Source organism: Tenacibaculum sp. IB213877 (assembly GCF_034043975.1).
Lineage (GTDB): Bacteria > Bacteroidota > Bacteroidia > Flavobacteriales > Flavobacteriaceae > Polaribacter.
Window position 1 is genome coordinate 254,155 of sequence record NZ_JAXCHH010000001.1, and the last position, 24,391, is coordinate 278,545.

The following is a 24,391-nucleotide window of genomic DNA, read 5'->3' on the forward strand; positions in this document are numbered from 1 at the left end:
TACAGTGATTGCGAATTGGACATTGAGCGTAGTCGAAATGAAAATGAAGCAATCTTTTTTTTATAAAGAAATTACTTCGTCCTGTTCGCAAAACAAGTCTTGTTATAACTAATGTTTTCACTTTTAGATTCCTGTCTTCGCAGGAATGACAAGTATTAAGAGAAGTTGAAACGACTTTCTACGACACTCTGGGTTACATATAAAAAAAACCGTTGCAAGTGCAACGGTTTGTATTTTTAAGCTCTATCGTACATTTTTTCGTACAAGTCTTTGTAAATTTCTTTGATAACTTTACGTTTCATCTTCATTGTTGGTGTTAAATGTCCGCCATCAATGGTCCATTCTTCAGGAGTTAATTCAAAACGCTTTATTTGTTCCCATTTACCAAAATGAGTATTACAATCGTTAATTTCTTCTTGAATACGTTCAATTACCTGAGGATTTTTAGCAATTTCAGCAAGATTGTTTACAGTAAGATCATGACGACTTGCCCATTCACGTACAAACTCAAAGTTAGGTTGGATAAAGGCTGTAGGCATTTTTTCACCTTCACCTACTACCATAACTTGTTCTATAAAACGAGATTGCTTTAATCGATCTTCAATTAAAGTAGGAATTACATATTTACCTCCAGAGGTTTTAAACATCTCTTTAATACGTCCGGTAATACTTAAAAAACCATTTTCAATTTTTCCTTTATCTCCGGTATGGAAGTACCCGTTTTTAAGTACTTCAGCACTTTTTTCTGGGTCTTTATAATAGCCAAGCATTACATTTGGTCCTTTCACCAAAATTTCGTCTTCGTCAGAAATTTTTACTTCAACGCCTTCAATAATTCTACCTACGGTACCAATTTTAAATCCGCCATTTCTTTCATCATTTACAGATACTACAGGAGAGGTTTCTGTTAATCCGTAACCTTCCATAACAGGCATACCCGCTGCAGCAAAAACACGAGTTAGACGAGGTTGTAAAGCGGCACTACCAGATACCATTATTTTTAATTCTCCGCCTAAGGCTGCTTGCCATTTAGAGAAGATTAATTTACGAGCTATACCTAACTGCTTTTCATACCACCACCCATTGGCGCCGTATGGTTCATAAGCTAAACCTAATTCAATAGCCCAGAAAAATAGTTTCTTTTTGATACCTGTTAACTCAGCTCCCTTAGCATAAATCTTATCGTAAATTTTTTCATATAAACGCGGAACAGCTGTCATTACGTTAGGTTTTATTTCTTGAGCATTTTCACTTAGCTTTTCAATAGATTCTGCAAAGTAAATAGATACTCCACAATATTGATATAAGTATAAAATCATGCGTTCAAAAATATGACACACAGGTAAAAAACTTAATCCTTTTGATTTCCCAGATTCTAGCGGTACACGTTTTTCACTTGCTAATACATTTGACACAATATTTTTGTGAGATAGCATCACACCTTTAGGTCTACCGGTTGTTCCTGAGGTATAAATCAATGTTGCTAAATCGTCCGTTTTTACGTTGTCTTTACGTTGTTCAACTTCAGCTTGATTGCTTTCATCTTTACCTAACTCTAAAACTTCATTCCAACTTTTTTCACCTACAATATCATCAAAAGTAAAAACGCCTTTTAATTGCGTGTTTCCTTTAATTTGGTTAAGTTTTTCAATAATTGTTTCATCAGAAACAAAACAATATGTAGATTCTGAGTGATTTAAAACATACTCATAATCTTCTTTAGAAATGGTTGGGTAAATTGGTACACTTTGCGCACCAGTTTGTAAAATACCTATATCGCAAACATTCCATTCTGTACGGTTGTTGGTTGATATAATTGCTATTTTATCATTGGGTTGAACTCCTAGTCGTAATAAACCACGGCTTATTGCGTTTGCTTGATCAATGTATTCTTTAGTAGAGATGGATTTCCACTCGCCATTATAGTTAGTGGTAAGTGCTTTATCTAAATTGTACTTTTCTAATTGGTAGTAAGGAAAGTCAAATAGACGTGTAATTTCAATCGCCATATGTTCGTTTGTTTTGCGTGATGCAAATTATAAAAATAATGTTGTTTGTACAAGCATAGCTTAGTATTTGACTTACTGTTATTTATGCTATTGGTTACACTTATTTGGGTTATAATTAAGGATTTTTTTTACCTTTTTTTAGTATTCTTATTATTAAATAGTGTGTTTTGTTAAGATTTATTCAAATCTGTTTAAAAGTAATTGAATTTATTTTAGAGAAAGGTAGTCCTTTTTAATTTTATTTTTATAAAAGTTTTAGTGCTGTTTTGCTCAACATAAGATGTTATTCTTTTTTTTGATAAAAAGAAGGAAAAAATGACAATGAAACAACAGTTTAATTATTAGTTAGATATAAAATTAAAAAATCGGCTAAAAATAAATTTAACCGATTTTCTGTCAATAGATAATGATAAATCCCCTAACCAATCTATTATGCATACTTATAACGCAAGTGAGGGGGCTATATTGTCTAAAATATTTGTTAAAGTTTCACAACCTTTTATTAATTCTTCATCGGTAATGGTAAGGGGTGGAGTTATTCTAACCGCTCTTTTTTCAAATAGTAACCAAAACAAGATCAATCCTTTGTTTAAAGCTTCTAAAATAACTTTATCTGCTATTTCTGGAGACTCCATAATTAAAGCTAACATTAAGCCTCTTCCTCTAATTTCTTTGATAGCTGAATGGGTAAGATGCTTTCTTAAAAGTTGTTCTTTACGTAAAGCTTCTTCCATTAAATTGGTGGTTAAAAACTCCTGAACAGTTGCTAATGCTGCTGCTGCAATTACCGGATGTCCACCAAAAGTAGTAATATGTCCTAATTTAGGATTCTCTTTCAGCGTGTTCATTATTTCATAAGATGAAATAAAAGCACCAATTGGCATTCCGCCACCTAAACCTTTCCCAGTAATGATAATATCGGGTACAACATTGTAATTTTCAAAGCCCCAAAAAGTACCTGTACGTCCAATTCCAGTTTGAATTTCATCTAAGATTAGCAAAGCGCCAACTTCATCACAACGTTGTTTAACCTTAGTTAAATACTCGTTTTTGGGTTCAATAAAACCAGCACCTCCTTGAATGGTTTCTAAAATAACTCCAGCAGTTTTAGTGGTTATTTTTTTTAGATCTTCTTCATTGTTGAATTCAATGAATTTGATTCCTGGAACTAACGGACGAAATGTGCTGTTTTGTTGTTCTGCTCCACATACACTCATAGATCCCATTGTATTCCCGTGATATGCATTTTTACCAGAAATGATTTCTGCTCTTCCAGTATATCTTTTGGCAAGCTTTAAAGCTCCTTCCGTTGCTTCTGTACCCGAATTTACTAAGTAAACAGAGGATAAGCTTGCTGGAAGGGTAGAAGCCAGCGTTTTACAAAGCTCTAGCTGTGGTTGCTGAATAAACTCTCCATACACCATTACGTGTGTATACTTGCTAAGTTGATCTTTAATAGCATTGTTTACTTTAGGATGATTATGCCCTAAACTATTGGCAGAAACACCCGCTACAAAATCTAAATATTCCTTTCCGGAAGTATCATAAATATAACTCCCGTTGGCATGTGAAATTTCAATAGCTAATGGATGCGGAGTGGTTTGTCCTTGATATTTTAAAAAATCTTCTTTCACTATTTTCTGCCTAAATTTAAATCAGCTCTTGGTTTGTTTTTCCCTTTTTTTAACGCCTCTTTAGTAAATTTTTCTTTAGCTTTTTGAATGTCTTCTCCGAACTTCTTTTTTAGAGGCTTTCTAACAATATTTTTATCTTTTTTAAAGATGTCTTCCATGGTTTTTGGTTGCTCATCTTCTCTCCAAACAAAACCTTTGAATTTTTTTTCATCTGAAGGGAATTCAGATGGAGGATAAGTTTTTCCTTCTGATTGTTTTAGATATTTTGTTTGAGTTATTTCATTGTTTTTCAGTATAAACTCAATATTACTGGCTGTTTCTTTGGTAATGGTTTCTAATTGTTGAGATTTGTCGTTTCGGTTATAGTAAAGCGATTCTGCATTTCCTTTTACCATTAAAAAAGTTAAGTCATTATTTTCAAACTTACCAAAGATGTCTCTTCCTTTGATTTGATTGTAATTGTCTTCTGCTAAGGAATCTTTTTGAATCATAAATGCATTATTCAATACTTTTAATGAATCCAATTCATTGGTTTTTTTATTGGATAAGAACTGGATGCTATCTCCTGTAATTTGATTTTTTCCTGACCATAAGATCGGGTCTCTGTACATACGTGTGAGTCCGGTTTCTTGACTAGAGTGAATAGAATCACACTTACCTTGTAAATTAGATTTGAATATTTTTACATTATGAAACGTTCTAACAACACGTTTTTCGGGTTTACCTGTTACTAAAATGGTATCTCCGTGCATGTACAAAGAGTCTTTTTCCATCACAGAAATAGCCACTGGTTTTTTAATGATAAAAAGGGAATCTAAATGCTCAAAAACTTCAGCATAATTTCCTTTTATAACCATATTTTGAATGGTGTCAACCACTTTTATATTATTGTTGGCAGAGGCAAATCCTTTAGGTTTGTCGTAATACAAACTATCCGCTTCTATCGTTTTTTCTTTCAAGTATAGTTTTGCATTCTTTACGAAGTAAGAAATGTCTGTATTTGTATCATAAAACCCTCTTTCTGAATAAATTTTGGTGCTATCTTTTAAATTGGTAATGGTTGATGGACCGTATAAATACGCCAAATTTGTATTTGTATAATAGTCTAAATGATCAGAATCTAATTGATTATCAGGATTAACAACATTTACTTTGGTTTGTGCAGAAAACTTTTTTTCGTTTAAATGATACGTTCCTTTAACACTCTTTAAAGTATTCTTTTTATCAGTAATTGTACCTCCATTAGGGTAGTATAAAACTTGTTGAGCTCTATTAAAATACAAAGTATCTGTACTTAACTTCATTTCTTTGTCATGTGCTTCTACATTTCCCCAAGACTTTGCAATTTTGGTGTTACCATTGTAATTAGCAAAATCAGAATATTGAATAATAGAATCTCCTTGCTCAACAACCACTTCTCCCACAGCTTGAAATAAGTTTTTGTCTTTGTAAAGAAGTGCTCTTTTACAGTCTAAAGTGGCGCCTTCATGTGCAATTTTAACATTACCAATTAATATAGTAGCTCCCGGATATTTTTCTTCATCTACAGTACTGATTTCTGAAGAAAGTATCTGAATTTTTTTGGTTTGAGAAAAACTTATGGTGGTTGCTATACAAAGAATAAAAAAGAAAACTTTTTTCAAAATTGTTGTTTTTAATGAAGCAAAAATAGTGAAAAGAACATGCCAAATTTCTTAACTCTATAATAAAATTAATAAGGTATAAAGTTTTATAAGGATTTTGAGTTGCCTAATTTTGCATTAAAATACACAAAAACTTTATGAAAGGTCGTTTTGATATACCCTTGGATGAAATGAAATCCTATGGATATAAGATAGTTGATTTAATAGCAGAACATTGGGCAACGTTAGAAAACAAAAAACCGGTATCTACTGCAACACGTAAAGAAATGGATACCATTTTTTTACAAGAAGCACCAGAAAACGGAATGCCGGCAAATGAAGTGTTAGACTTTGTTATGGAAAACGTTATTCCTAACAGTAATGTTACTTCACATCCAAAATTTTACTCATTTGTACCAGGACCAAGCAATTTTATAAGTACTATGGCCGATTCTTTGGCAACAGGATTTAATGTGTTTTCTGGTGGATGGATTGTTTCTGCAGCTGCAGCTGAATTAGAAATTGTTACCATGAACTGGTTGTTAAAAATGTTCAATTTTCCTGTAAAACAAGGAGGAGGAATTTTTACCAGTGGTGGCTCTATGGCAAACTTAACTGCCTTGGTTACGGCTCGTAGAATAAAATGTGGAGATGATTTTTCAAAAGCTGTTATTTATTTATCAGATCAAGCGCATTCTTCTAATATAAAAGCTATTAGAGTTTTAGGATTTAAAAAAGAACAAATACGTATCATTCCAACCGATTTTGAGTTTAAAATAGGCATTAATAAACTTAAAAATGCTATTGCGAAAGATAAATTAGAAGGTTTACAACCTTTCTGTTTTATAGCATCTGCAGGAACTACCAATACAGGTACAGTAGATCCATTACATGAAATAGCAGATATATGTGAAGATGAAAATATGTGGTTTCATGTTGATGGAGCCTATGGAGGAGCAGCTATACTATCTAAAAAAGGATCAAGAGCGTTACGCGGAATTGAACGTGCGGATTCTTTAACAGTAGACCCACATAAATGGTTTTATCAGCCTTATGAAATAGGTTGTTTATTAGTAAAAGATGCCTCTTGGTTGAGTAATACTTTTAGTGAAAAACCTGAGTATTTACGTGATATTGAAGGGAATGAGTCGGAAATCAACTTTTACGACTACGGAATTCAATTAACAAGAAGGTTACGTGCTTTAAAATTCTACATGTCTATTAAAACCTATGGTTTAGAAGCGTTTAGAGATGCTGTAAGTTATAATATTCAACTAACAGAAAATGTAGAAGCACATTTAAGAGAGAGTAGGGAATGGGAAGTAATTTCACCCGCTACGTTGGCTGTAATTAACTTTAGATACAACCCAATTGGTGCTGATTTGAACGAAAAAGAAATAGATGCAATCAATCAGCAAATATCACAACGAGTTATGGAATCAAAAGAAGCGGTTTTAGTAACTACTATTTTGAATAAACAAGTGGTATTACGCATGTGCTTGATCAATCCTAAAACGTCTATGGATGATGTGTTAGAAACCTTACAACAATGTGAGCGTTTTGGAAAAGATATTTTAGCAGGAAAGTAATAAAAAAAGGAGTTCAAATGAACTCCTTTTTTTATTATCTGTGAATAGTTTGTTTTCTATCTGGACCAACTGAAACTACGGTAATAGGAATTTCAGTTTCTTTTTCAATAAAATCAATATACTTTAATAAATTTTCTGGCATATCTTTTTTATCGGTCATTGAAGTTAAATCTGCTTGCCAACCTTTTATTTCTGTATAAATGGGTTCAATATTTTCTGGTTCAATATTGTATGGTAGATGTGAAATTATTTCTCCTTTATACTTATATGCAGTACAAACTTTTAAAGTATCAAAGCCTGATAATACATCACCTTTCATCATCATTAACTGAGTAACTCCGTTTACTTGACATGCATATTTTAAAGCTACAAGATCTAACCAACCACAACGACGTTTACGTCCTGTTGTTGCTCCAAATTCATTACCTATACGTCCCATAGTTTCTCCAACTTCATCAAATAATTCTGTTGGGAAAGGCCCCGATCCTACTCGAGTAGTATAAGCTTTGAAAATACCGAACACTTCTTTTATTCTGTTTGGTGCAACTCCTAAACCAGTACAAGCACCAGCTGCAGTTGTGTTGCTTGAAGTTACAAACGGATAAGTACCAAAATCAATATCTAATAAAGAACCTTGAGCTCCTTCTGCTAAAATTGATTTACCTTCTTTGATAGCATTGTTTAAAAACTCTTCACTATCAATAAATTGAAGTGTTTTTAGTTTTTCAATTCCTCTAGAAAATTCTGCTTCTAATTCTTTTAAATCATAGTCGATTTGTACATCAAAAAAGTTTAACATTTTGATGTGTTTTTCAGTTAAAGCACGGTACTTTTCTTTCCAATCATCCATTTCTAAATCTCCCACACGCATACCATTTCTACCAGTTTTGTCCATATAAGTAGGGCCAATTCCTTTTAAGGTAGAACCAATTTTTGCTTTTCCTTTAGAAGTTTCAGAAGCGGCATCTAATAAACGATGTGTTGGTAAGATTAAATGCGCTTTTCTAGATATTAGTAATTTATCAGCATAATGTATATTATGTTGATCTAGAGTTTCTAATTCTTTTTTGAAAATTACCGGGTCTATTACCACACCGTTCCCTACAACATTTAATGCTGTTTTATGAAATATTCCTGATGGAATAGTGTGTAATACATATTTGTTGCCGTCAAAAACTAGAGTATGACCTGCGTTTGGACCTCCTTGAAAGCGAGCAATGATGTCGTAATTTTTGGTAAGAACATCTACTATTTTACCTTTTCCTTCATCACCCCATTGCAATCCAAGTAATAAATCTACTGCCATTATGTGTTGTTATGTGTTTTGTTGTGTTATTTTGAGTTTCGTTTTGTTCCGTAGAAATAAAGTGAGTGGTTGTGAATATCAATATCAAAAACCTCTTCAATGGTTTTTTTGATAATTTGAATTCGTGGATCGCAAAATTCTTTTACTTCACCAGAATCTGTTAAAATTACATGATCGTGGTTTTTGTCAAAGTAGCTTTTTTCATAACGCGCCATAGATTGCCCTTCAAATTGGTGCTTGCGTACCAATCCGCACTCTAGTAATAAATCCATGGTATTGTATAAAGTAGCTCTACTTACTCGATAGTTTTTATTTTTCATTTTGATATATAGAGATTCTATGTCAAAATGTTCTTCGGCATCATAAATTTCTTGTAGAATAGCGTAACGTTCTGGTGTTTTACGGTGTTTCTTTTCTTCTAAAAAAGTCGTAAATACTTTTTTTACTATTTCTTGATTTTCTACAGAGCTGCTCATTTCAAATTTTTTTTGCGACAAGCAAATTTACGCTTATTTATTAATAAAAAAAGTTTTAAAGGCAAATGATGTTTACATTCTGTTAACACGATCTACTTTAAGAACTCCATCTACCTTTTTTATATTATCAATTAATTTGTTTAATTGATTTCTGTTTTTAATGGTAATTGATAGTTTACCGTCAAAAATACCAGCATTACCTGATATGTTTATGGAATTTATAAACACATCCATATTATTTGAAATTACACGGGTTAAATTGTTTACAATTCCTTTATTGTCTACGCCAGAAATGTGTAATACAACTGAAAATTCTTGTTTGGTAGAATCAATCCATTTTGCTTTAATAATTCGATACGCATAATTTGATTGTAATGAAATAGCGTTTGGACAATTCATTTTATGCACTTTAATACCATCATTTATGGTAATAAACCCAAAAACATCATCACCAGCAATAGGTTTACAGCATTGAGCTAAAGTATAGTCTAAGCGCTCTTCTTCCTTACCAAAAACTAACGCATCGTATTTGTTGGTAACTTCCTCTCTGTCAGTTATTTCTTTGCCTCCTGTTCGTTTAAACGGATTTTTGAAGAAATTCATAAGAGAGCCAGATCTTTGACTTACAAATTCTTTTAGTTGTGTATTGTCAATAGCGCCGTTACCAATTCTGTAAAATAGGTCAAAACTTGTTTTTAAATTAAAATAACTGGCAATTTCATGTACTACCTTTTCACTATAATTAATTTTTAAGTGACGCAATTTTCTTGCTAAAATAGCTTTTCCTTCTTCTGCAATGTTTTTTTCTTCGGCTTTTAAAGCAGATTTTATTTTAGCACGAGCTCTAGCAGTTATAACAAAATCTAACCAACGAACATTAGGTTTATTAGTTGCAGAAGTTAACACGTCTACTTGATCTCCACTTTTTAGTTCATGACTTAAAGGTACTAGTTTACCATTTACTTTTGCGCCTCTACATTTAAGACCTACATCGGTATGTACAGCAAAAGCAAAATCTAAAGCAGAAGCTCCTTTAGGTAATGATTTTAAATCTCCTTTAGGTGTAAAAACGTAGATTTCTTTTGCATATAGGTTTAATTTAAAATCTTCAACAAAATCAACTGCATTTAAACTTTGATTTTCTAAGGTTTCTTTTAATCGATTCAACCATTCTTCTAAACCACTCTCACGAACATTTCCTTGTTTATATTTAAAGTGAGCGGCATACCCTTTTTCGGCAATTTCATCCATTCGTTGCGAACGAATTTGTACTTCTACCCATTTAGATTCCGGCCCAATTACAGTAATGTGTAAAGCTTCATAGCCTGTTGATTTAGGTTGAGATATCCAATCACGTAAACGAGCAGGATTAGGTTTGTAAAAATCTGTTACAATAGAGTAGATTTTCCATGCATCAAATTTTTCGTCATTGCTGGTAGGTTGATAAATAATTCTAATGGCAAATTTATCGTACACTTCATCAAAAGATACTTTTTGTTTTAACATTTTTCTTCGGATAGAAAAAATGGACTTAAACCTACCTTTAATTTGATATTGAAAGTTTTCTTTATCTAATGCTTCTTTAATTCGGGCATTAAAAGTGTCTATGTACTTTTGTTGGTCTTCTTTACTTTCTTTTATTTTGTTTAAAATATCATTGTAAACATCGGGTTCTGTATATTTTAAGCCAAGGTCTTCCAGTTCAGTCTTGATATTATACAGACCTAAACGATGTGCTAACGGGGCATAGATGTATAAGGTTTCAGATGCTATTTTTACCTGTTTGTAATCAGGCATTGCATCCATGGTTTGCATATTGTGCAATCTATCAGCAATTTTGATTAAGATTACACGAACATCATCATTTAAAGTCAGCAACATTTTTCTAAAATTCTCTGCTTGAATAGAGTAATCTTGCTCTTTTTTAAGCTTTGAAATTTTGGTCAATCCACTAACAATACGTGCTACTGTTTCACCAAACAGACGCTCAATATCTTCTACAGTATAATGAGTGTCTTCAACTACATCATGAAGTAGGGCGGCGGCAATAGAGGTGGCACCTAAACCAATTTCATAAGCTACGATTTTAGCTACCGCAATAGGATGAAAAATATAAGGTTCTCCGGATTTACGACGCTGCTCAGAATGCGCTTCTACAGCAATATCAAAGGCTTTACGTATCATTTTTTTATCATCTTCTGATAAAGTTTGATACGTACCTTTTAGTAAATCTTTATAGCGATTAGCTATTTCTTTGTTTTCCTCTTCTATAGTTGCCGTATACTCCATGTAAAACAACGATTTGTGTTAAAATTAGTTGTAAAAGTGAAGTTACTATAAAGAATTGTATTGGACAAGTTTTTTGTTTGTAGAGTGAAAGTAGGGAAGTTTTCAGTTCTTATTATAAGAATCAAATTATAAGAAACAAACTAAATTTACTTGTTTAAAAACTCTTTTAATTCTTGATAAGAACTGACTTTTATCGATTTTTTTTCTTTATTCATTATAGATTGGATTTGCTCAGGAATTGTAACCGTAACATGTAAGGTATTTTCCACAATATCTAAAAATTTTACAGGGTGAGCCGTTTCTAAAAATACACCATAACTATCATTTGATAATCCAAATTTTTTGAGTCCTAAATACCCAACAGCGCCATGAGGATCGGTAATATAGTTTACTTTTTGATAGATGGTTTGCATCGCCTCTTTAGTTTCTTTATCTGTAAAAGAATACGATGAAAAAACATTTTTTAAGGCTTCAAAATCATGATTAAATAATTCTTGAATTCGTATAAAATTACTCGGATTACCCACATCCATCGCATTAGAAATGGTTGGTTGTGAAGGTTTAGGATTGTAAACACCGTTACCCATAAAATTCGGTACGGTATCATTCACATTAGTAGCCGCTACAAAATGTTGGATAGGAAGTCCTAATTTTTGAGCCATAATACCTGCACAAATATTTCCGAAATTTCCACTAGGTACTGAAAAAACAATGTTTTTATGTTTTTTGTACATTTGTTTATAGGCAAAAAAGTAATAAAACATTTGAGGTAGCCAACGTGCAATGTTTATAGAATTTGCCGAGGTAAGCGTACGCTGAATATCTCTATCTAAAAAAGCAGTTTTTACCATGTCTTGACAATCATCAAAAACTCCATCTACTTCCAAAGCCGTAATATTTTGTCCGAGTGTTGTTAATTGTTTTTCCTGGATATCGCTTACTTTTCCACGAGGATATAAGATGACAACATCCACACCTTTCACCCCTAAAAATCCGTTTGCTACAGCACCACCCGTATCTCCCGAAGTTGCTACTAAAACCGTTACTTTTTGAGGGTTATTTTGATTGAAATACCCTAAACAGCGTGCCATGAATCGAGCTCCCACATCTTTAAACGCCATGGTAGGTCCGTGAAATAATTCTAAACTCCCGATATTTTGTTCGATAGGTACAATAGGAAAATCAAACGACAACGTTTCTTTGATGATGGTTTGCAAATCTTCTTTCGGAATATCATTTCCTACAAATTGTTGCATGGCTTCAAAAGCAATTTCTTCGTTGGAAAAATCACCAATATTTTCAATAAAATCTTGAGGTAGGGGAGTAACACTCTCAGGAAAATACAAACCTCTATCGGGAGCTAGTCCGTTAATAACAGCTTCTTTAAAAGAAACTTTTGGCGCTTTATGGTTGAGACTGTAATAGTTCATTTTTGATTATTTGTTTATTTCCGTCATTATGAGGAGGTAAGACAAAGTAATCTCTTGATAAATAGAAAGATTACTTCGTTACACTCGCAATGACACATTTTTACTCTAATATTTTTATTCCTTCTGAATTTACTTTTGAAACATGTACATCAAAATCGATGTTGGTGTTTTTATAGACTTTTGCCATAGCTTTGGCTACTTTTTCTGCGGTTTCTTTTCCTTTTGATAATGCGAAAATTGACGGGCCCGAACCTGAAATTCCACTTCCTAAAGCCCCGACTTTTTGCACATTTTCTTTCACGGTGTCAAAATTCGGAATTAGCGCTGAACGATACGGTTCTGCTATTTCATCATGTAAGGATCTACCAATTAAATCGTAATTTTCGGTATATAAACCACTAATAAGTCCACCTAAATTTCCCAATTGGGTAATGTTTTTTTGTAAACTCATGTTTTTAGGTAATACCGCGCGAGCTTCTGAAGTTTTTATTTCTATTTGAGGATGAATAACTGTAACAAATAGCTCTTTTGGAGCGTTGATCTTTATTACCTCCAACGGATTATAACTTCTTATTAACGTAAAACCACCAAGTAAAGCAGGAGCTACATTATCGGCATGTAAAGCACTACTGGCCAGTTTTTCTCCTTCCATAGCAAACGCAATGAGTTCATGTAACGAAAAAGGTTCTCCTAATAATTTATTCACGCCAAAAACTGCTCCGGCAGCACTGGCTGCACTACTACCAATACCGCTTCCGGGTTTTATGTTTTTGTGAATTTCAATGTCAAATCCACAATCGACCTCTATGTTTTGTAATAAACTTTTTACTGCAACTCCGGCAACGTTTTTATCAGGATCTAAGGGTAATATTTGTCCCACAATTTTACTGATTCTAACATCTTTTTCTTTTGTTTTTCTGATAATCATTTCATCACCAATGGTATCTAAGCAAAGACCTAAAACATCAAATCCGCAAGAAATATTAGCCACTGTAGCAGGCGAAAATATTTTTATTTTGTCCATTTTTATTTTCTAATTAACTATTTGCTACTCTAATTACATCTGCAAAAATCCCCGAAGCAGTTACATCGGCTCCAGCACCAGCACCTTTGATTTGAAGTGGTTGCACAGGATATCTATCTGTAAAAAATAACACAATATTATCACTTCCTTCTAAATTATAAAATGGATGATTCGACGGAATGTGCTGTAAGCCTACTTTAGCATTTCCTTCAGAAAATTCAGCAACATATTTCAACTTGCAATTTTCTGCTGCTGCTTTGGTATATATTTCTTGAAAATGGGCTTCAAATTCATGTAAACTCGCATAAAAATCGTCATTATTAGTTGTTTTTAAGCTTTTTTCAGGTAAAAATGAGTTGTTTTTGATATCTGATAGTTCTAAGTCATTACCACTTTCACGAGCTAGAATTAATATTTTTCTTGCGACGTCAATTCCGCTTAAATCAATTTTAGGGTCGGGTTCTGTATATCCTTCCGCTTGCGCTTGCGTAACAACATCATGAAAGGTAACTTTTTGGTTGAAATTATTAAAAACGAAGTTTAAAGTACCTGATAATACTGCTTGAATTTTATGCACTCTATCACCCGAGGCAATCAAATTTTTAAGTGTATCAATAATCGGTAAACCTGCACCAACATTGGTTTCAAACAAGAAAGGAGCATTATATTTTTGCGATACTTTTTTAAGCTTTTTGTAATTTTCTAAATCAGAAGCACAGGCAATTTTGTTGCATGTAACCACTGCAATGTTATTACGTAAATAATCCTCGTACATTTCAGAAACCGCTTCGTTGGCAGTATTATCAACAAAAACACTGTTACGTAGGTTTAGTTTTTTGATCTCATCAAAGAATAGTTGTAAGCCAGCTCTACTTCCATTGTTTAGAGCTTCTTGCCAATTGTTTAGGTCAATTCCGTTTTCATCAAAAGCCATTTTTTTAGAGTTAGATATTCCAACCACTCGAATATTCAGCTTTAAATTTTGAAGTAAATACTCTTTTTGTTGATATAACTGTGCTAAGAATCGATTTCCTACATTTCCAACTCCTGTAACAAAAAGATTGAGTTGTTTGATTTTTTCTTCAAAAAACTGCTCATGTAAGGTGTTTAGAGCCTTTTTAGCATCACTTTGCTTAATAACTGCGGAAATATTCTTTTCAGATGCACCTTGTGCAATGGCACGGATATTTACATTGTTTTTTCCTAAGGCACTGAACATTTTTCCACTTAAACCTTGATGGTTTTTCATATTATCGCCCACTAAAGCCAAAATACTTAAATCGTTTTCAACTGTAACCGGGTCAATCTTATGTTGTGCTATTTCTATTTCAAATTTCTGATGGATCTTTTGTGCCGCTCTTTGTGCATCCTCCTCAAAAATACCTACACAAATTGAATGCTCAGAGGAAGCTTGTGTAATTAAAATAACATTGATGTTTTCATCGGACAACGCTTCAAACAAACGTTTTGAAACTCCAGAAACACCAATCATTCCGCTTCCTTCTAAGGTTAATAAGGATATGTTTTCAATATAACTGATTCCTTTTACCGAACCGTTTTCACTCGTTTGTTGTGTAATGAGCGTTCCTACATTTTCCGAATCAAATGTATTTTTTATACGAATCGGAACCTGTTTCTCCATTACGGGTTGAATGGTAGGAGGGTAGATAACTTTTGCACCAAAATGCGACATTTCCATGGCTTCTTGATATGATATTTGAGCAATTGGAAATGCCTGCTTTACAATAGCAGGATTTGCGGTAAACATTCCGCTTACGTCAGTCCAAATTTGCAATTCATCGGCATCTAAAGCCGCTGCATAAATAGCTGCAGAATAATCGGAACCGCCACGACCTAATGTAGTGGTTTGTCCGTTTTCTGATTTAGCTATAAACCCAGGTAAAATGGTGATTTGATACTCATTTTTATCAAAAAAATCTTGACATTTTTTATTAGTTAACTCAAAGTTTACTTGTGCTTTTAGGTAATTAGTATCAGTAACAATCAGCTCTCTACTGTCTTTATATACAGCATCCAAATTTTGTTTTGCAGCTTCAGCAATGATATATGATGAAATGCGCTCACCAAAACCACTGATGAGTGCCATTGCCTTTGGTGTAACTTCTTCTAACAAAAAACAACCTTGATAAATGGTTTTGAGTTCGTTGAATAATACTTCTGATTGTTTGTAAACTTCTTCTTTTTGATGAATTAACTCCTTTATAACTTGATAATGATGCTGCTCAATACTTTTTACAACATTTATATAATCGTTACTTTTTTGTTCAGCCAATTGTGCTGCTTTTATAAGTTGATTTGTGGTGTTACCAAAAGCGGACACGACTACTGCTAATTTTTCTTTTTTAGAAAGAGATTCTATGATTTTTAAAACCTGTTGTATAGAGTTAGCATCTTTGACGGACGATCCTCCGAATTTTAAAACTTTCATTTGCTATTTTTTAAAGGTTATATTCTGATTTTTTGTTCAGAAAAACAAATACGTATAATAGAATTTATCTGTTTTCAAATCTTTTGAAAAAATAAACTATAGCTTAAATTATATGAATAGAAATACCCCCTAAAGGGTTGTTGTAATTGAAGTAATGCCAACAAAACCAACTGCTGAAAAAGCATTTGATAAAGAAGATTGATATGTTTTGTTGATTTTCATTGAGTTAAAAGTATAATTTAATTTTAAAAAATCAAAATAAAGCATAAAAAAAAATCCGTAACATGCGTGTTACGGATTTTAAGATTAACTAAACTGAAAATTAGTTTTTAACAGTATTTTTAAATTTATCAAACTTGTTTTCTGTTTGTTTAGGCCAACTATTGTTAGAAGTGTCAATATCTGCTGTTTCTAAATCAGGGTCTACTACAAAGCTTTTAATTTCTTGGTTAGAAGTAAATACTCTAAATACTTTGTTTTCATTCTTTCTCCAAATTTCAGCAGGGAATGTTTGACGCTTTTTTGTTCCATCAGCATACGTGATTTCAACAATTATAGGCATTACTAAACCTCCTGGTTTTTCAAATTCTACTTGATAAATATAATTAGGCAGTTCTTTTAAGTTTCCTTTTTTATCTGCTGGTAAAGAGTTTAAGTATTTGTTTACTTTTTCTGCGTTTGCATCTTCTTTTTTATCAGTTAAGAACACTAAATCTCCTAATGATTCAAAATAAGCTTTTGCTCTTGGGTTTGTTTTTATTAGTTCTTTAACTCTATCACTTTGTTTGTCGGTTAAATATAATGGTTTAACTTCTGTAATGCCTATGTCGGTATAATCTGTTGTATAGAACCAACCTCTCCAAAACCAGTCTAAATCCATTCCAGAAGCATCTTCCATAGATCTGAAAAAGTCTGCTGGTGTTGGATGTTTAAACATCCATCTTTTTGAATACGTTCTGAAAGCATAGTCAAATAATTCAGGGCCCATAATAGTTTGACGTAGCATGTATAAACCAGCTGCAGGTTTTGTATAAGCATTAGGGCCGAAATTGTGTACGTAATCTCCTTGAGACATGATAGGAGATAATTTATCTTGATCTAAGCTCATGTAACGAACAATGTCTTTAGGTAGGTTTCCTGTATTAAAGCTTGAATCATAGTCTAATTCAGCAAGCATTTCTACAAAAGAGTTAATTCCTTCATCCATCCAAGTCCACTGACGTTCGTCTGAATTTACAATCATAGGGAAGAAGTTATGTCCAACTTCGTGTGTAATAACCCCAATCATTCCGTTTTTAACTCTATCTGAATAGGTTCCGTCAGGATTTGGACGACCATAGTTAAAGCAAATCATTGGATATTCCATTCCTTGTCTTTCAGAATGTACAGAAACAGCTTTTGAATACGGATAATCAAAAGTCATTTTTGAATATTCTTCAAGAGTATTAGCTACTACTCTTGTTGAGTGTTCTTCCCATAAAGGATTTCCTTCTTTTGGATATAATGATGTAGCCATTACAGTTTTACCGTTAATGTTTACTGCCATAGCATCCCAAATATACTTTCTTGATGAAGCAAAAGCATAATCGCGCACATTTTTAGCTTTAAAATGCCAAGTTTTAGTTTTATTAGTTGCCTTTTTTTCGTTTGCTTCTGCTTCTGCTTGAGTAACAATAAATACAGGACTTTTATATGACTTTCTAGCTTGTTCGAAACGATTACGTTGTTCTTTAGTTAAAACGTCTTTTTCATTTTGTAATTCACCTGTAGCTTCAACTATATGATCTGCGGGTACAGTTAATTTTACATCATAATCTCCAAATTCTAAAGCAAATTCACTTCGTCCCCAAAACTGCATATTTTGCCAACCTTCAACATTGTCGTACACACATAGTCTTGGAAAAAATTGAGCTATTGTATAATTGAAATTTCCATCAGGAAATGTTTCTAATCCTGAACGTCCACCATCAGCATTGATATCATTAATTAAATAATTCCATTTTACTTTAAAAGTAAATTCATCACCAGGTGCTAATGGAGTAGGTAAATTAATACGCATCATGGTACGGTTGATAGTGTGCGATAAATCTCTACCATCTTCATACTTTACTGCTTCAATTTTAAAACCAAAATCTTTAGGTTTCCCCATGTTTTCTCCTACAAACTGTTCTGGAGTTTGCCAACCACTAGCACTTTTAGAATCTGCTAAAGGTGTTTGAGAGTCTGGAGCACGCATATTTTGATCTAATTGTAACCATAAATACTCTAAATGATCTTTAGAATTGTTATGATATGTTATGGTTTCATCACCATAAATCTTGTTTGTATTTTCGTCTAAACGAATATTCATAGCATAGTCAACTTTTTGCTGTGTGTAAGCATGACCAGGAGCTCCTGATGCTGTACGTTGGCTATTGGGTGTTGCTAAAACATCTTTTAACTGGCGGAATTTATTTGTGTCAGTATGACCTTGTTGTGGCTCTTTTTTTTCTTGTGCAAAAGTAGATGCAGAAATAAAAAGCACTGAAAGTAGTAAAGTTGTTACTTTTTTCATTAGTGTTTGTTTGAATTAATTTAAAATGATTTGAAAAATACAGAAATTATCTTACTAATGAAGCAAGTAAACTAGAATTTTAACAAACCTTTATCATTCTTTTTGGTTAGAAAAAGACTTTTTCTAGTTCCGTTGATTTTAGCTTTTACTAAATTTTGTTGATCAGGGAAGTATTTAGTTAACACATCGTTTTGAATTTCAATGGCTTTTACTTCAGTAATATTTTCAATTTCAAGATAAAAAAAGATAATACCTCCATCATATTCTTTACCAATGTATTTATATGTAGAAGGAGAATTGTTAATTTTTATTTTAAAATGCTCGTTAAGGTATTTTTCGAATAGAGAATCTACATTTTGCACCTCGTTTTTAGAAGCTAATTGCAAGTTGGTATGGTAATCTTTATTAATAGCTAGCTCTATATCATCCATAAAAACATTCATTATCATTTGTACTGACTGACTGTCAGTATTATGTTCAATTTCAGTTAAAGCGATATAGTATTTATGTGCTGAAAAAGAACATAAAGAAATAATAATTGCTACTAATACTAATTTTTTCATATTACTGTTTTTAACTCAAATAGTAGGCCAAGTTACTCTTTTTTGATAATTTCAAGATAAGTTTTATGTTCTTGTCGAAAAATTTTAATGACTTGTATTGTTTTACCTTCTTGGTACATTTTTTCAATTCCTAAAGGATTACAATATTCTAAAAAATGATAATACTTTTCTACAGGAATTTTGAGTTCTTCAAAAAAGAATTTTTCTCCTAACTCCGATAATAGTTTTGCAGGCATACTTTTTTTAAATGCCAATTCTTTGCGCAATGCCCATAGTTTTTCAGAATGTTTAAAAGGGATTGAGGAAGATGTTCCAACTCCTGCAAAACGTGCTGTTGGATCTGTTATTAGTCTAGCATCTGGAGCCTTAGTTCTATTTATTTCATCAATAGGTCTAATGGTTGGAGCATCCATATTTATATTAGAAAAATCCATAGTTTTAGCTAATGCATCAGCCCTTTTATCTTTAGGTGTTTGTTTGATATCAGTAGTTAAGTTTCCTTGTAAATTATGGTTTTTGACTTCTACTTCATCTAAAATCACTGTGTTTTTTTGAAGAAAAAATTGGTTTTGTTGAATGCCAAAATGTTCAATATTTACTTTAAATTTTAAAGTTTTATAGCCTACAGAAGTGATTTGAATACTATCATTTGTTTTAGCAAATAATGAAAATTGCCCTTTATCATTAGTAAAAGTACCTTCTTTGGTTGTTATATTTACTATATGCGTATCAATTAAAGGGCCTAATTGATCAAGAACTTCTCCTTGTAAAATTTTTCTGTTAGTTTGTGAAAAACTATAAATGGATACAGTAAGAAATAAAATATAGAGTAGTAGTTTTTGCATACATTATTTTTGTGTTATTCTTGTACTATCAATACCACTTTGATGTGGAAAATGCTTACTTCTTTCTAACAAAACAGTTGTAAGCTCTAAATATTTATCTTCATTATAAAGTTGTATGATCCCTTTTGAGAAAGAGTATTCTAAAAAATGATTAATGTCTTCTTTTTTAATATTAAGCTGATATACAAAGAATCCATCTGTAAAATAAGATCTAATTTTTTTGAGATTAGTATCTTCATTTTTTAGTTTTTTGAGTAGTTTTTTCTGTTTGTTTTTACCATTAAGAGCATTTAATGCCCCATCGAGTCCAACAACTACACCTGACCTGATTTTAACTGTTTTTTCTGCTTTGGCTTTTTCTGATAAAGCATAAGGTAAATTTAATGTTTTTGCATTTACAATAGGAGCATTATGAGGCATAATATCGTCATCTATATCAAAAATCCCCTTTCTTTTTTTGATGACTACCTCGTCTAAAATATATGTTTTACTGGAAAGATAAATGGAAATGCTTTTATTTTCAATATCTTTAGAAGTAATAGTATGTTCTAAAATTTCAACATTTAAATGAGAAATTAATAACACATCACCTGTGTTGACTAAAATTTCAAAAGTTCCGTTTGTGTTACTTATTGTACCTATTTCTAAGGTTTTATTGAGAATGTGTACATCTGAAACCGAAATACTGTCTACATAAATTTGTCCTTTGATAATTTTTGGAGCTTTTTGAGCAATTATAGTAGATGGAATAATAAATAAGAATAAAAGCACATAGTTTTTCATACTACAAATAAAACTGGATGTCCTCTTAAAAATGTTTTAAAGCTGTGGTAAACTTTTGTTAAATAAAAAAGCTCCCTTAATAGGAGCTTTTCAGATTGAATAATTTTACTGTTATCTTTCTAATGTTAAAAATACATTTCCTTTAATTTTAACAGAAACACCTTGTTCTGTGAGCTCTTCATTAGTTGGGGACTTTAAAACTAATTTGTTTTCTGAATAGCTTTCAATGATAATTTCACTAGTCATATTTTCGGTAGACTCTGTAATAAGTTTTCCGTTTTCTATTCTCCAAGAACCTGAATTAAATCCATCAATAACAGTAGCTGGACTTTCGATGGTTTGTGTTTCACCAGCAGTAGTAGTTGTTGTTGTTACGATAGTAAACGTACCTTCATTGAAAATTTCATTAGGGTTTTGATTGAAGGTAAAAGAGAAATCATAATCTTTTCCATAAGCAGTTGTTTCACTTACAATTGATTGCCCTTGAAAAACATACGTGGTCTTAACATCTAAATCAAAATCAGTTAAATCCCATACTCCTGCTATTTCACTTTCTGAAACATCAACAATATTTTCAGATTCATCTGAACAAGAAATAAATAAAAAAGTTAAGGCAAAGATGTAAAATAATTTTTTCATAGTTTATTAATTTGGGTTAATTTAAATTTCGGACAAAAATATAGTTTTAATACTTTTACACAATAAAAAGCTAATTAATTTGAAAAAACTAATCATTGCCAGTACATCTACTATCCATGGAAGCGGATACTTAGAATATATTCTGCTAACATTATCAGAATTTTTTAAAGATCAGCAAACCATTTTGTTTATTCCGTATGCTAGACCAAGCGGAATTAGTTATGATGTTTATACTCAAAAAGCTAGAGAAGCATTTGGAAAAATTGATAAAAAAGTAGTAGGAATACACGAGTTTGAAAATCCTATTGAAGCCATTGAAAAAGCTGAAGCCATTTTTACTGGTGGAGGAAATACGTTTGAATTGGTTAATCAATTGTATCAAAATAAAATTATTGAACCTTTAAAGGAAGTAGTTGAAAAAGGTACGCCGTATTTAGGAACCAGTGCAGGGAGTAATATTTGTGGAGTTACCATGATGAATACAAACGATATGCCTATTGTATATCCACCGAGTTTTGATACGTTAGGGTTCATTCAATTTAATATTAATGCGCATTATCTTGATCCGGATGTAAATTCTACACACATGGGAGAAACAAGAGAAACACGTATAAAGGAATACCATGTTTTTAACCAAACTCCAGTCTTAGGGTTACGTGAAGGAAGTTGGTTAGAGGTGAATGGAAATAAAATTAAATTGAAAGGAAATATTTCAGCTAGATTATTCAGAAAAAATAAAAATGCAGTAGAGATTGAAGCTGAAAAAGAGCTTAGTCAATATTTTTAAATATATTTTCTTATTTGAAGATTTAGGTTTAAAAACCATGTAAGAATAAAGTTCTTACATGGTTTTTTTTAAGCATTTTTACGCTTGCATGCCAGTAACGTGTTTTTTAACAACATAGCAATAGTCATTGGTCCTACACCGCCTGGAACAGGTGTGATATAAGATGATTTTTTAGAAACTTCATTAAAAGCAACGTCACCAACTAACCTGTAACCACTTTTTTTAGAGGCATCTGCTACACGAGTAATTCCTACATCAACAACTACAACTCCGTCTTTTATCATATCTGCTTTTAAAAATTCTGGAATACCAATGGCAGCTATAATTATATCTGCTTTTTTAGTAATTTCAGGTAAATTTTGAGTTCTACTATGGGTTAGTGTTACAGTGGCATTTCCTACTTTTCTTTTTTGTGAAAGTAAGATGCTCATTGGACTTCCTACTATATGGCTACGGCCTATTACTACAACATTTTTTCCTGAGGTTTCAATATTATATCTGTCTAGTAATTCTAAAATTCCGAAAGGTGTTGCTGAAATAAAAGTAGGCAAGTTTAAAGCTAATTTACCAACATTTGTTGGATGAAATCCGTCAACATCTTTATCCGGATCAATAGCCATAATTACTTTTTGCTCGTCAATATGATCGGGAAGAGGAAGTTGAACAATAAACCCGTCTATATCATTATCAACATTTAAAACTTCAATTTCATTCAGTAAGTCTTCTTCAGAAATATTTTCTGGTAAACGAATTAAAGTTGATTCAAACCCAACGCGTTCACAAGCTTTTACTTTAGCATTTACATACGTTACACTGGCACCGTTATTACCTACAATTATAGCGGCTAAATGTGGTATTTTCTTTTCATTTTGTTTTAGTTCTTCAACTTCAAGAGCAATTTCTTCTTTAATGTCAGCTGCCGTTTTTTTACCGTCGAGTAAGATCATGTTAGTGTATTTGTTGTGTTGTTATATAGGGTTAAAAATAGTAAGTAAAAACAAAAAAGAGAAGCTAAGGCTTCTCTTTTTTTATATTGATTGTTTTTTATCTCATACCACGCATCATTTGCATCATACGTTTACCGCCACCACCTTGCATCATCTTCATCATTTTACTCATTTGGTCGAATTGCTTCATTAACTGGTTTACTTCTTGAATAGAAGTTCCTGAACCTTTTGCAATTCTTTTTTTACGGCTTGCATTAATTACTGAAGGAGTGCTTCTTTCTTCTGGAGTCATTGAATAGATAATGGCCTCTATTCCTTTAAAAGCATCGTCATCGATATCTACATCTTTTAAAGCTTTTCCGGCACCAGGAATCATTCCTACTAAATCTTTCATACTACCCATTTTTTTGATCTGATTGATTTGGTTTAAGAAATCATCAAAACCAAACTGGTTTTTAGCAATTTTCTTTTGAAGCTTTCTTGCTTCTTCTTCATCGTATTGTTCTTGAGCACGTTCTACTAACGAAACAACGTCTCCCATCCCCAAAATACGATCTGCCATACGGCTTGGGTGGAAAACATCAATAGCATCCATTTTTTCACCTGTACCGATGAATTTGATTGGTTTGTTAACTACTGATTTAATTGATAAAGCAGCCCCACCACGAGTATCACCATCTAACTTTGTTAAAACGACTCCGTCAAAGTTTAAAACATCGTTAAAGGCTTTTGCAGTATTTACCGCATCTTGCCCTGTCATTGAATCCACTACAAATAAAGTTTCTTGTGGATTTATAGCTTTATGGATGTTAGAGATTTCTGTCATCATCTCTTCATCTACAGCCAAACGACCTGCGGTATCAATAATTACCACATTTTTGCTATTGGCTTTTGCGTATTTTATAGCGTTTTTAGAAATTTCAACCGGGTTTTGGTTCCCTTCTTCAGCATATACTTCAACACCAATTTGCTCACCAACAACTTTTAACTGATTGATAGCAGCAGGACGATATACATCACATCCAACCAATAAAACTTGCTTTGTTTTTTTAGTTTTTAAGTAGTTGGCTAATTTACCAGAGAAGGTAGTTTTACCCGATCCTTGTAAACCAGACATTAAAATTACGGTTGGAGACCCTCCTAAATTAATACCAACTGTCTCACCACCCATTAATTCGGTTAATTCGTCTTTAACGATTTTAACCATTAATTGTCCAGGATTTAACGTAGTTAATACGTTTTGACCTAAAGCTTTTTCTTTAACAGAATTGGTAAAGTCTTTGGCTATTTTAAAGTTAACATCGGCATCTAATAAAGCTCTTCTAACTTCTTTTAAAGTTTCAGCAATATTTACCTCTGTAATTTTTCCGTGTCCTTTCAGCGTATGAAACGCCTTATCTAATTTATCACTTAAATTATTAAACATCTGTGTTTACTTCATTTTT

The 24,391-nt window shown here is 32.3% G+C and carries 18 protein-coding genes; 2 read left to right on the plus strand and 16 right to left on the minus strand.

What is annotated here, in order from left to right; genetic code table 11:
• Positions 1 to 236 precede the first annotated feature (236 nt).
• The 3 genes from SLH33_RS01120 to SLH33_RS01130 form a co-directional block, all read right to left on the minus strand.
• A complete protein-coding gene (locus SLH33_RS01120; RefSeq protein ID WP_320417217.1) occupies positions 237 to 2,009 on the minus strand; it encodes an AMP-dependent synthetase/ligase in 1,773 nt (590 codons plus the stop codon).
• A 440-nt stretch (positions 2,010 to 2,449) separates the two neighbouring features.
• Positions 2,450 to 3,643, minus strand: a complete 1,194-nt coding sequence (locus tag SLH33_RS01125) for an aspartate aminotransferase family protein (protein ID WP_320417218.1) — start codon at positions 3,641 to 3,643, stop codon at positions 2,450 to 2,452.
• On the minus strand, positions 3,643 to 5,286 hold the full coding sequence (locus SLH33_RS01130; protein WP_320417219.1) for an OstA-like protein: 1,644 nt from the start codon (positions 5,284 to 5,286) through the stop codon (positions 3,643 to 3,645). The genes SLH33_RS01125 and SLH33_RS01130 overlap by 1 nt, the downstream gene beginning before the upstream one ends.
• A 137-nt stretch (positions 5,287 to 5,423) precedes the next feature.
• On the opposite strand from SLH33_RS01130, the gene SLH33_RS01135 reads away from it, so the two are divergent.
• Positions 5,424 to 6,854, plus strand: a complete 1,431-nt coding sequence (locus tag SLH33_RS01135) for an aspartate aminotransferase family protein (RefSeq protein ID WP_320417220.1) — start codon at positions 5,424 to 5,426, stop codon at positions 6,852 to 6,854.
• 34 nt (positions 6,855 to 6,888) lie between these two features.
• On the opposite strand, the gene SLH33_RS01140 is transcribed toward SLH33_RS01135, so the two are convergent.
• The 11 genes from SLH33_RS01140 to SLH33_RS01190 all read right to left on the minus strand — a co-directional run bounded on the left by SLH33_RS01140 (position 6,889) and on the right by SLH33_RS01190 (position 21,212).
• Positions 6,889 to 8,160, minus strand: a complete 1,272-nt coding sequence (locus tag SLH33_RS01140) for an adenylosuccinate synthase (RefSeq protein WP_320417221.1) — start codon at positions 8,158 to 8,160, stop codon at positions 6,889 to 6,891.
• Between the two features lie 26 nt (positions 8,161 to 8,186).
• Positions 8,187 to 8,636, minus strand: coding sequence for a transcriptional repressor (locus SLH33_RS01145; RefSeq protein WP_320417222.1), 450 nt, complete (start codon positions 8,634 to 8,636; stop codon positions 8,187 to 8,189).
• Positions 8,637 to 8,708: 72 nt separating this feature from the next.
• Complete coding sequence (locus tag SLH33_RS01150) at positions 8,709 to 10,925, minus strand: bifunctional (p)ppGpp synthetase/guanosine-3',5'-bis(diphosphate) 3'-pyrophosphohydrolase (protein ID WP_320417223.1); 2,217 nt, start codon at positions 10,923 to 10,925, stop codon at positions 8,709 to 8,711.
• A 146-nt stretch (positions 10,926 to 11,071) separates the two neighbouring features.
• Entirely contained in the window at positions 11,072 to 12,355 is a 1,284-nt protein-coding gene (thrC, locus tag SLH33_RS01155) for a threonine synthase (protein ID WP_320417224.1), read from the minus strand.
• A 100-nt stretch (positions 12,356 to 12,455) separates the two neighbouring features.
• Positions 12,456 to 13,379, minus strand: coding sequence for a homoserine kinase (locus tag SLH33_RS01160; RefSeq protein WP_320417225.1), 924 nt, complete (start codon positions 13,377 to 13,379; stop codon positions 12,456 to 12,458).
• Between the two features lie 13 nt (positions 13,380 to 13,392).
• Complete coding sequence (gene thrA, locus SLH33_RS01165; RefSeq protein ID WP_320417226.1) at positions 13,393 to 15,828, minus strand: bifunctional aspartate kinase/homoserine dehydrogenase I; 2,436 nt, start codon at positions 15,826 to 15,828, stop codon at positions 13,393 to 13,395.
• A 322-nt stretch (positions 15,829 to 16,150) separates the two neighbouring features.
• Positions 16,151 to 18,382: a M1 family metallopeptidase gene (locus SLH33_RS01170; RefSeq protein ID WP_320417227.1), complete on the minus strand. Its 2,232-nt coding sequence runs from the start codon at positions 18,380 to 18,382 to the stop codon at positions 16,151 to 16,153.
• A gap of 71 nt (positions 18,383 to 18,453) precedes the next feature.
• Positions 18,454 to 18,945 (minus strand): DUF6702 family protein, encoded by a 492-nt coding sequence (locus SLH33_RS01175; protein WP_320417228.1) that lies wholly within the window; start codon positions 18,943 to 18,945, stop codon positions 18,454 to 18,456.
• Between the two features lie 32 nt (positions 18,946 to 18,977).
• On the minus strand, positions 18,978 to 19,790 hold the full coding sequence (locus SLH33_RS01180) for a carboxypeptidase-like regulatory domain-containing protein (protein WP_320417229.1): 813 nt from the start codon (positions 19,788 to 19,790) through the stop codon (positions 18,978 to 18,980).
• A gap of 3 nt (positions 19,791 to 19,793) precedes the next feature.
• Positions 19,794 to 20,573 carry a carboxypeptidase-like regulatory domain-containing protein gene (locus tag SLH33_RS01185; protein ID WP_320417230.1) on the minus strand — a complete coding sequence of 260 codons (780 nt, stop codon included), beginning with the start codon at positions 20,571 to 20,573 and terminating at the stop codon, positions 19,794 to 19,796.
• 111 nt (positions 20,574 to 20,684) lie between these two features.
• Positions 20,685 to 21,212 carry a hypothetical protein gene (locus SLH33_RS01190; RefSeq protein WP_320417231.1) on the minus strand — a complete coding sequence of 176 codons (528 nt, stop codon included), beginning with the start codon at positions 21,210 to 21,212 and terminating at the stop codon, positions 20,685 to 20,687.
• 79 nt (positions 21,213 to 21,291) lie between these two features.
• Between SLH33_RS01190 and pepE the strand changes: the two genes are divergently transcribed.
• A complete protein-coding gene (gene pepE / locus SLH33_RS01195; RefSeq protein WP_320417232.1) occupies positions 21,292 to 21,999 on the plus strand; it encodes a dipeptidase PepE in 708 nt (235 codons plus the stop codon).
• A 68-nt stretch (positions 22,000 to 22,067) separates the two neighbouring features.
• Here pepE and folD read toward each other — a convergent pair whose 3' ends face one another.
• Positions 22,068 to 22,946, minus strand: coding sequence for a bifunctional methylenetetrahydrofolate dehydrogenase/methenyltetrahydrofolate cyclohydrolase FolD (gene folD, locus SLH33_RS01200; RefSeq protein WP_320417233.1), 879 nt, complete (start codon positions 22,944 to 22,946; stop codon positions 22,068 to 22,070).
• A gap of 97 nt (positions 22,947 to 23,043) precedes the next feature.
• Complete coding sequence (gene ffh, locus SLH33_RS01205; protein ID WP_320417234.1) at positions 23,044 to 24,372, minus strand: signal recognition particle protein; 1,329 nt, start codon at positions 24,370 to 24,372, stop codon at positions 23,044 to 23,046.
• Positions 24,373 to 24,391: the final 19 nt, after the last annotated feature.

Excerpts from the sequence above, each read along its gene's own strand:
- SLH33_RS01120 (WP_320417217.1), bottom strand. The coding sequence starts at position 2,009 with ATGGCGATTGAAATTACACGTCTATTTGACTTTCCTTACTACCAATTA.
- SLH33_RS01135 (WP_320417220.1), top strand. The coding sequence starts at position 5,424 with ATGAAAGGTCGTTTTGATATACCCTTGGATGAAATGAAATCCTATGGA.
- SLH33_RS01140 (WP_320417221.1), bottom strand. The coding sequence starts at position 8,160 with ATGGCAGTAGATTTATTACTTGGATTGCAATGGGGTGATGAAGGAAAA.
- SLH33_RS01145 (WP_320417222.1), bottom strand. The coding sequence starts at position 8,636 with ATGAGCAGCTCTGTAGAAAATCAAGAAATAGTAAAAAAAGTATTTACG.
- SLH33_RS01150 (WP_320417223.1), bottom strand. The coding sequence starts at position 10,925 with ATGGAGTATACGGCAACTATAGAAGAGGAAAACAAAGAAATAGCTAAT.
- thrC (WP_320417224.1), bottom strand. The coding sequence starts at position 12,355 with ATGAACTATTACAGTCTCAACCATAAAGCGCCAAAAGTTTCTTTTAAA.
- SLH33_RS01160 (WP_320417225.1), bottom strand. The coding sequence starts at position 13,379 with ATGGACAAAATAAAAATATTTTCGCCTGCTACAGTGGCTAATATTTCT.
- thrA (WP_320417226.1), bottom strand. The coding sequence starts at position 15,828 with ATGAAAGTTTTAAAATTCGGAGGATCGTCCGTCAAAGATGCTAACTCT.
- SLH33_RS01170 (WP_320417227.1), bottom strand. The coding sequence starts at position 18,382 with ATGAAAAAAGTAACAACTTTACTACTTTCAGTGCTTTTTATTTCTGCA.
- SLH33_RS01175 (WP_320417228.1), bottom strand. The coding sequence starts at position 18,945 with ATGAAAAAATTAGTATTAGTAGCAATTATTATTTCTTTATGTTCTTTT.
- SLH33_RS01180 (WP_320417229.1), bottom strand. The coding sequence starts at position 19,790 with ATGCAAAAACTACTACTCTATATTTTATTTCTTACTGTATCCATTTAT.
- SLH33_RS01185 (WP_320417230.1), bottom strand. The coding sequence starts at position 20,573 with ATGAAAAACTATGTGCTTTTATTCTTATTTATTATTCCATCTACTATA.
- SLH33_RS01190 (WP_320417231.1), bottom strand. The coding sequence starts at position 21,212 with ATGAAAAAATTATTTTACATCTTTGCCTTAACTTTTTTATTTATTTCT.
- folD (WP_320417233.1), bottom strand. The coding sequence starts at position 22,946 with ATGATCTTACTCGACGGTAAAAAAACGGCAGCTGACATTAAAGAAGAA.
- ffh (WP_320417234.1), bottom strand. The coding sequence starts at position 24,372 with ATGTTTAATAATTTAAGTGATAAATTAGATAAGGCGTTTCATACGCTG.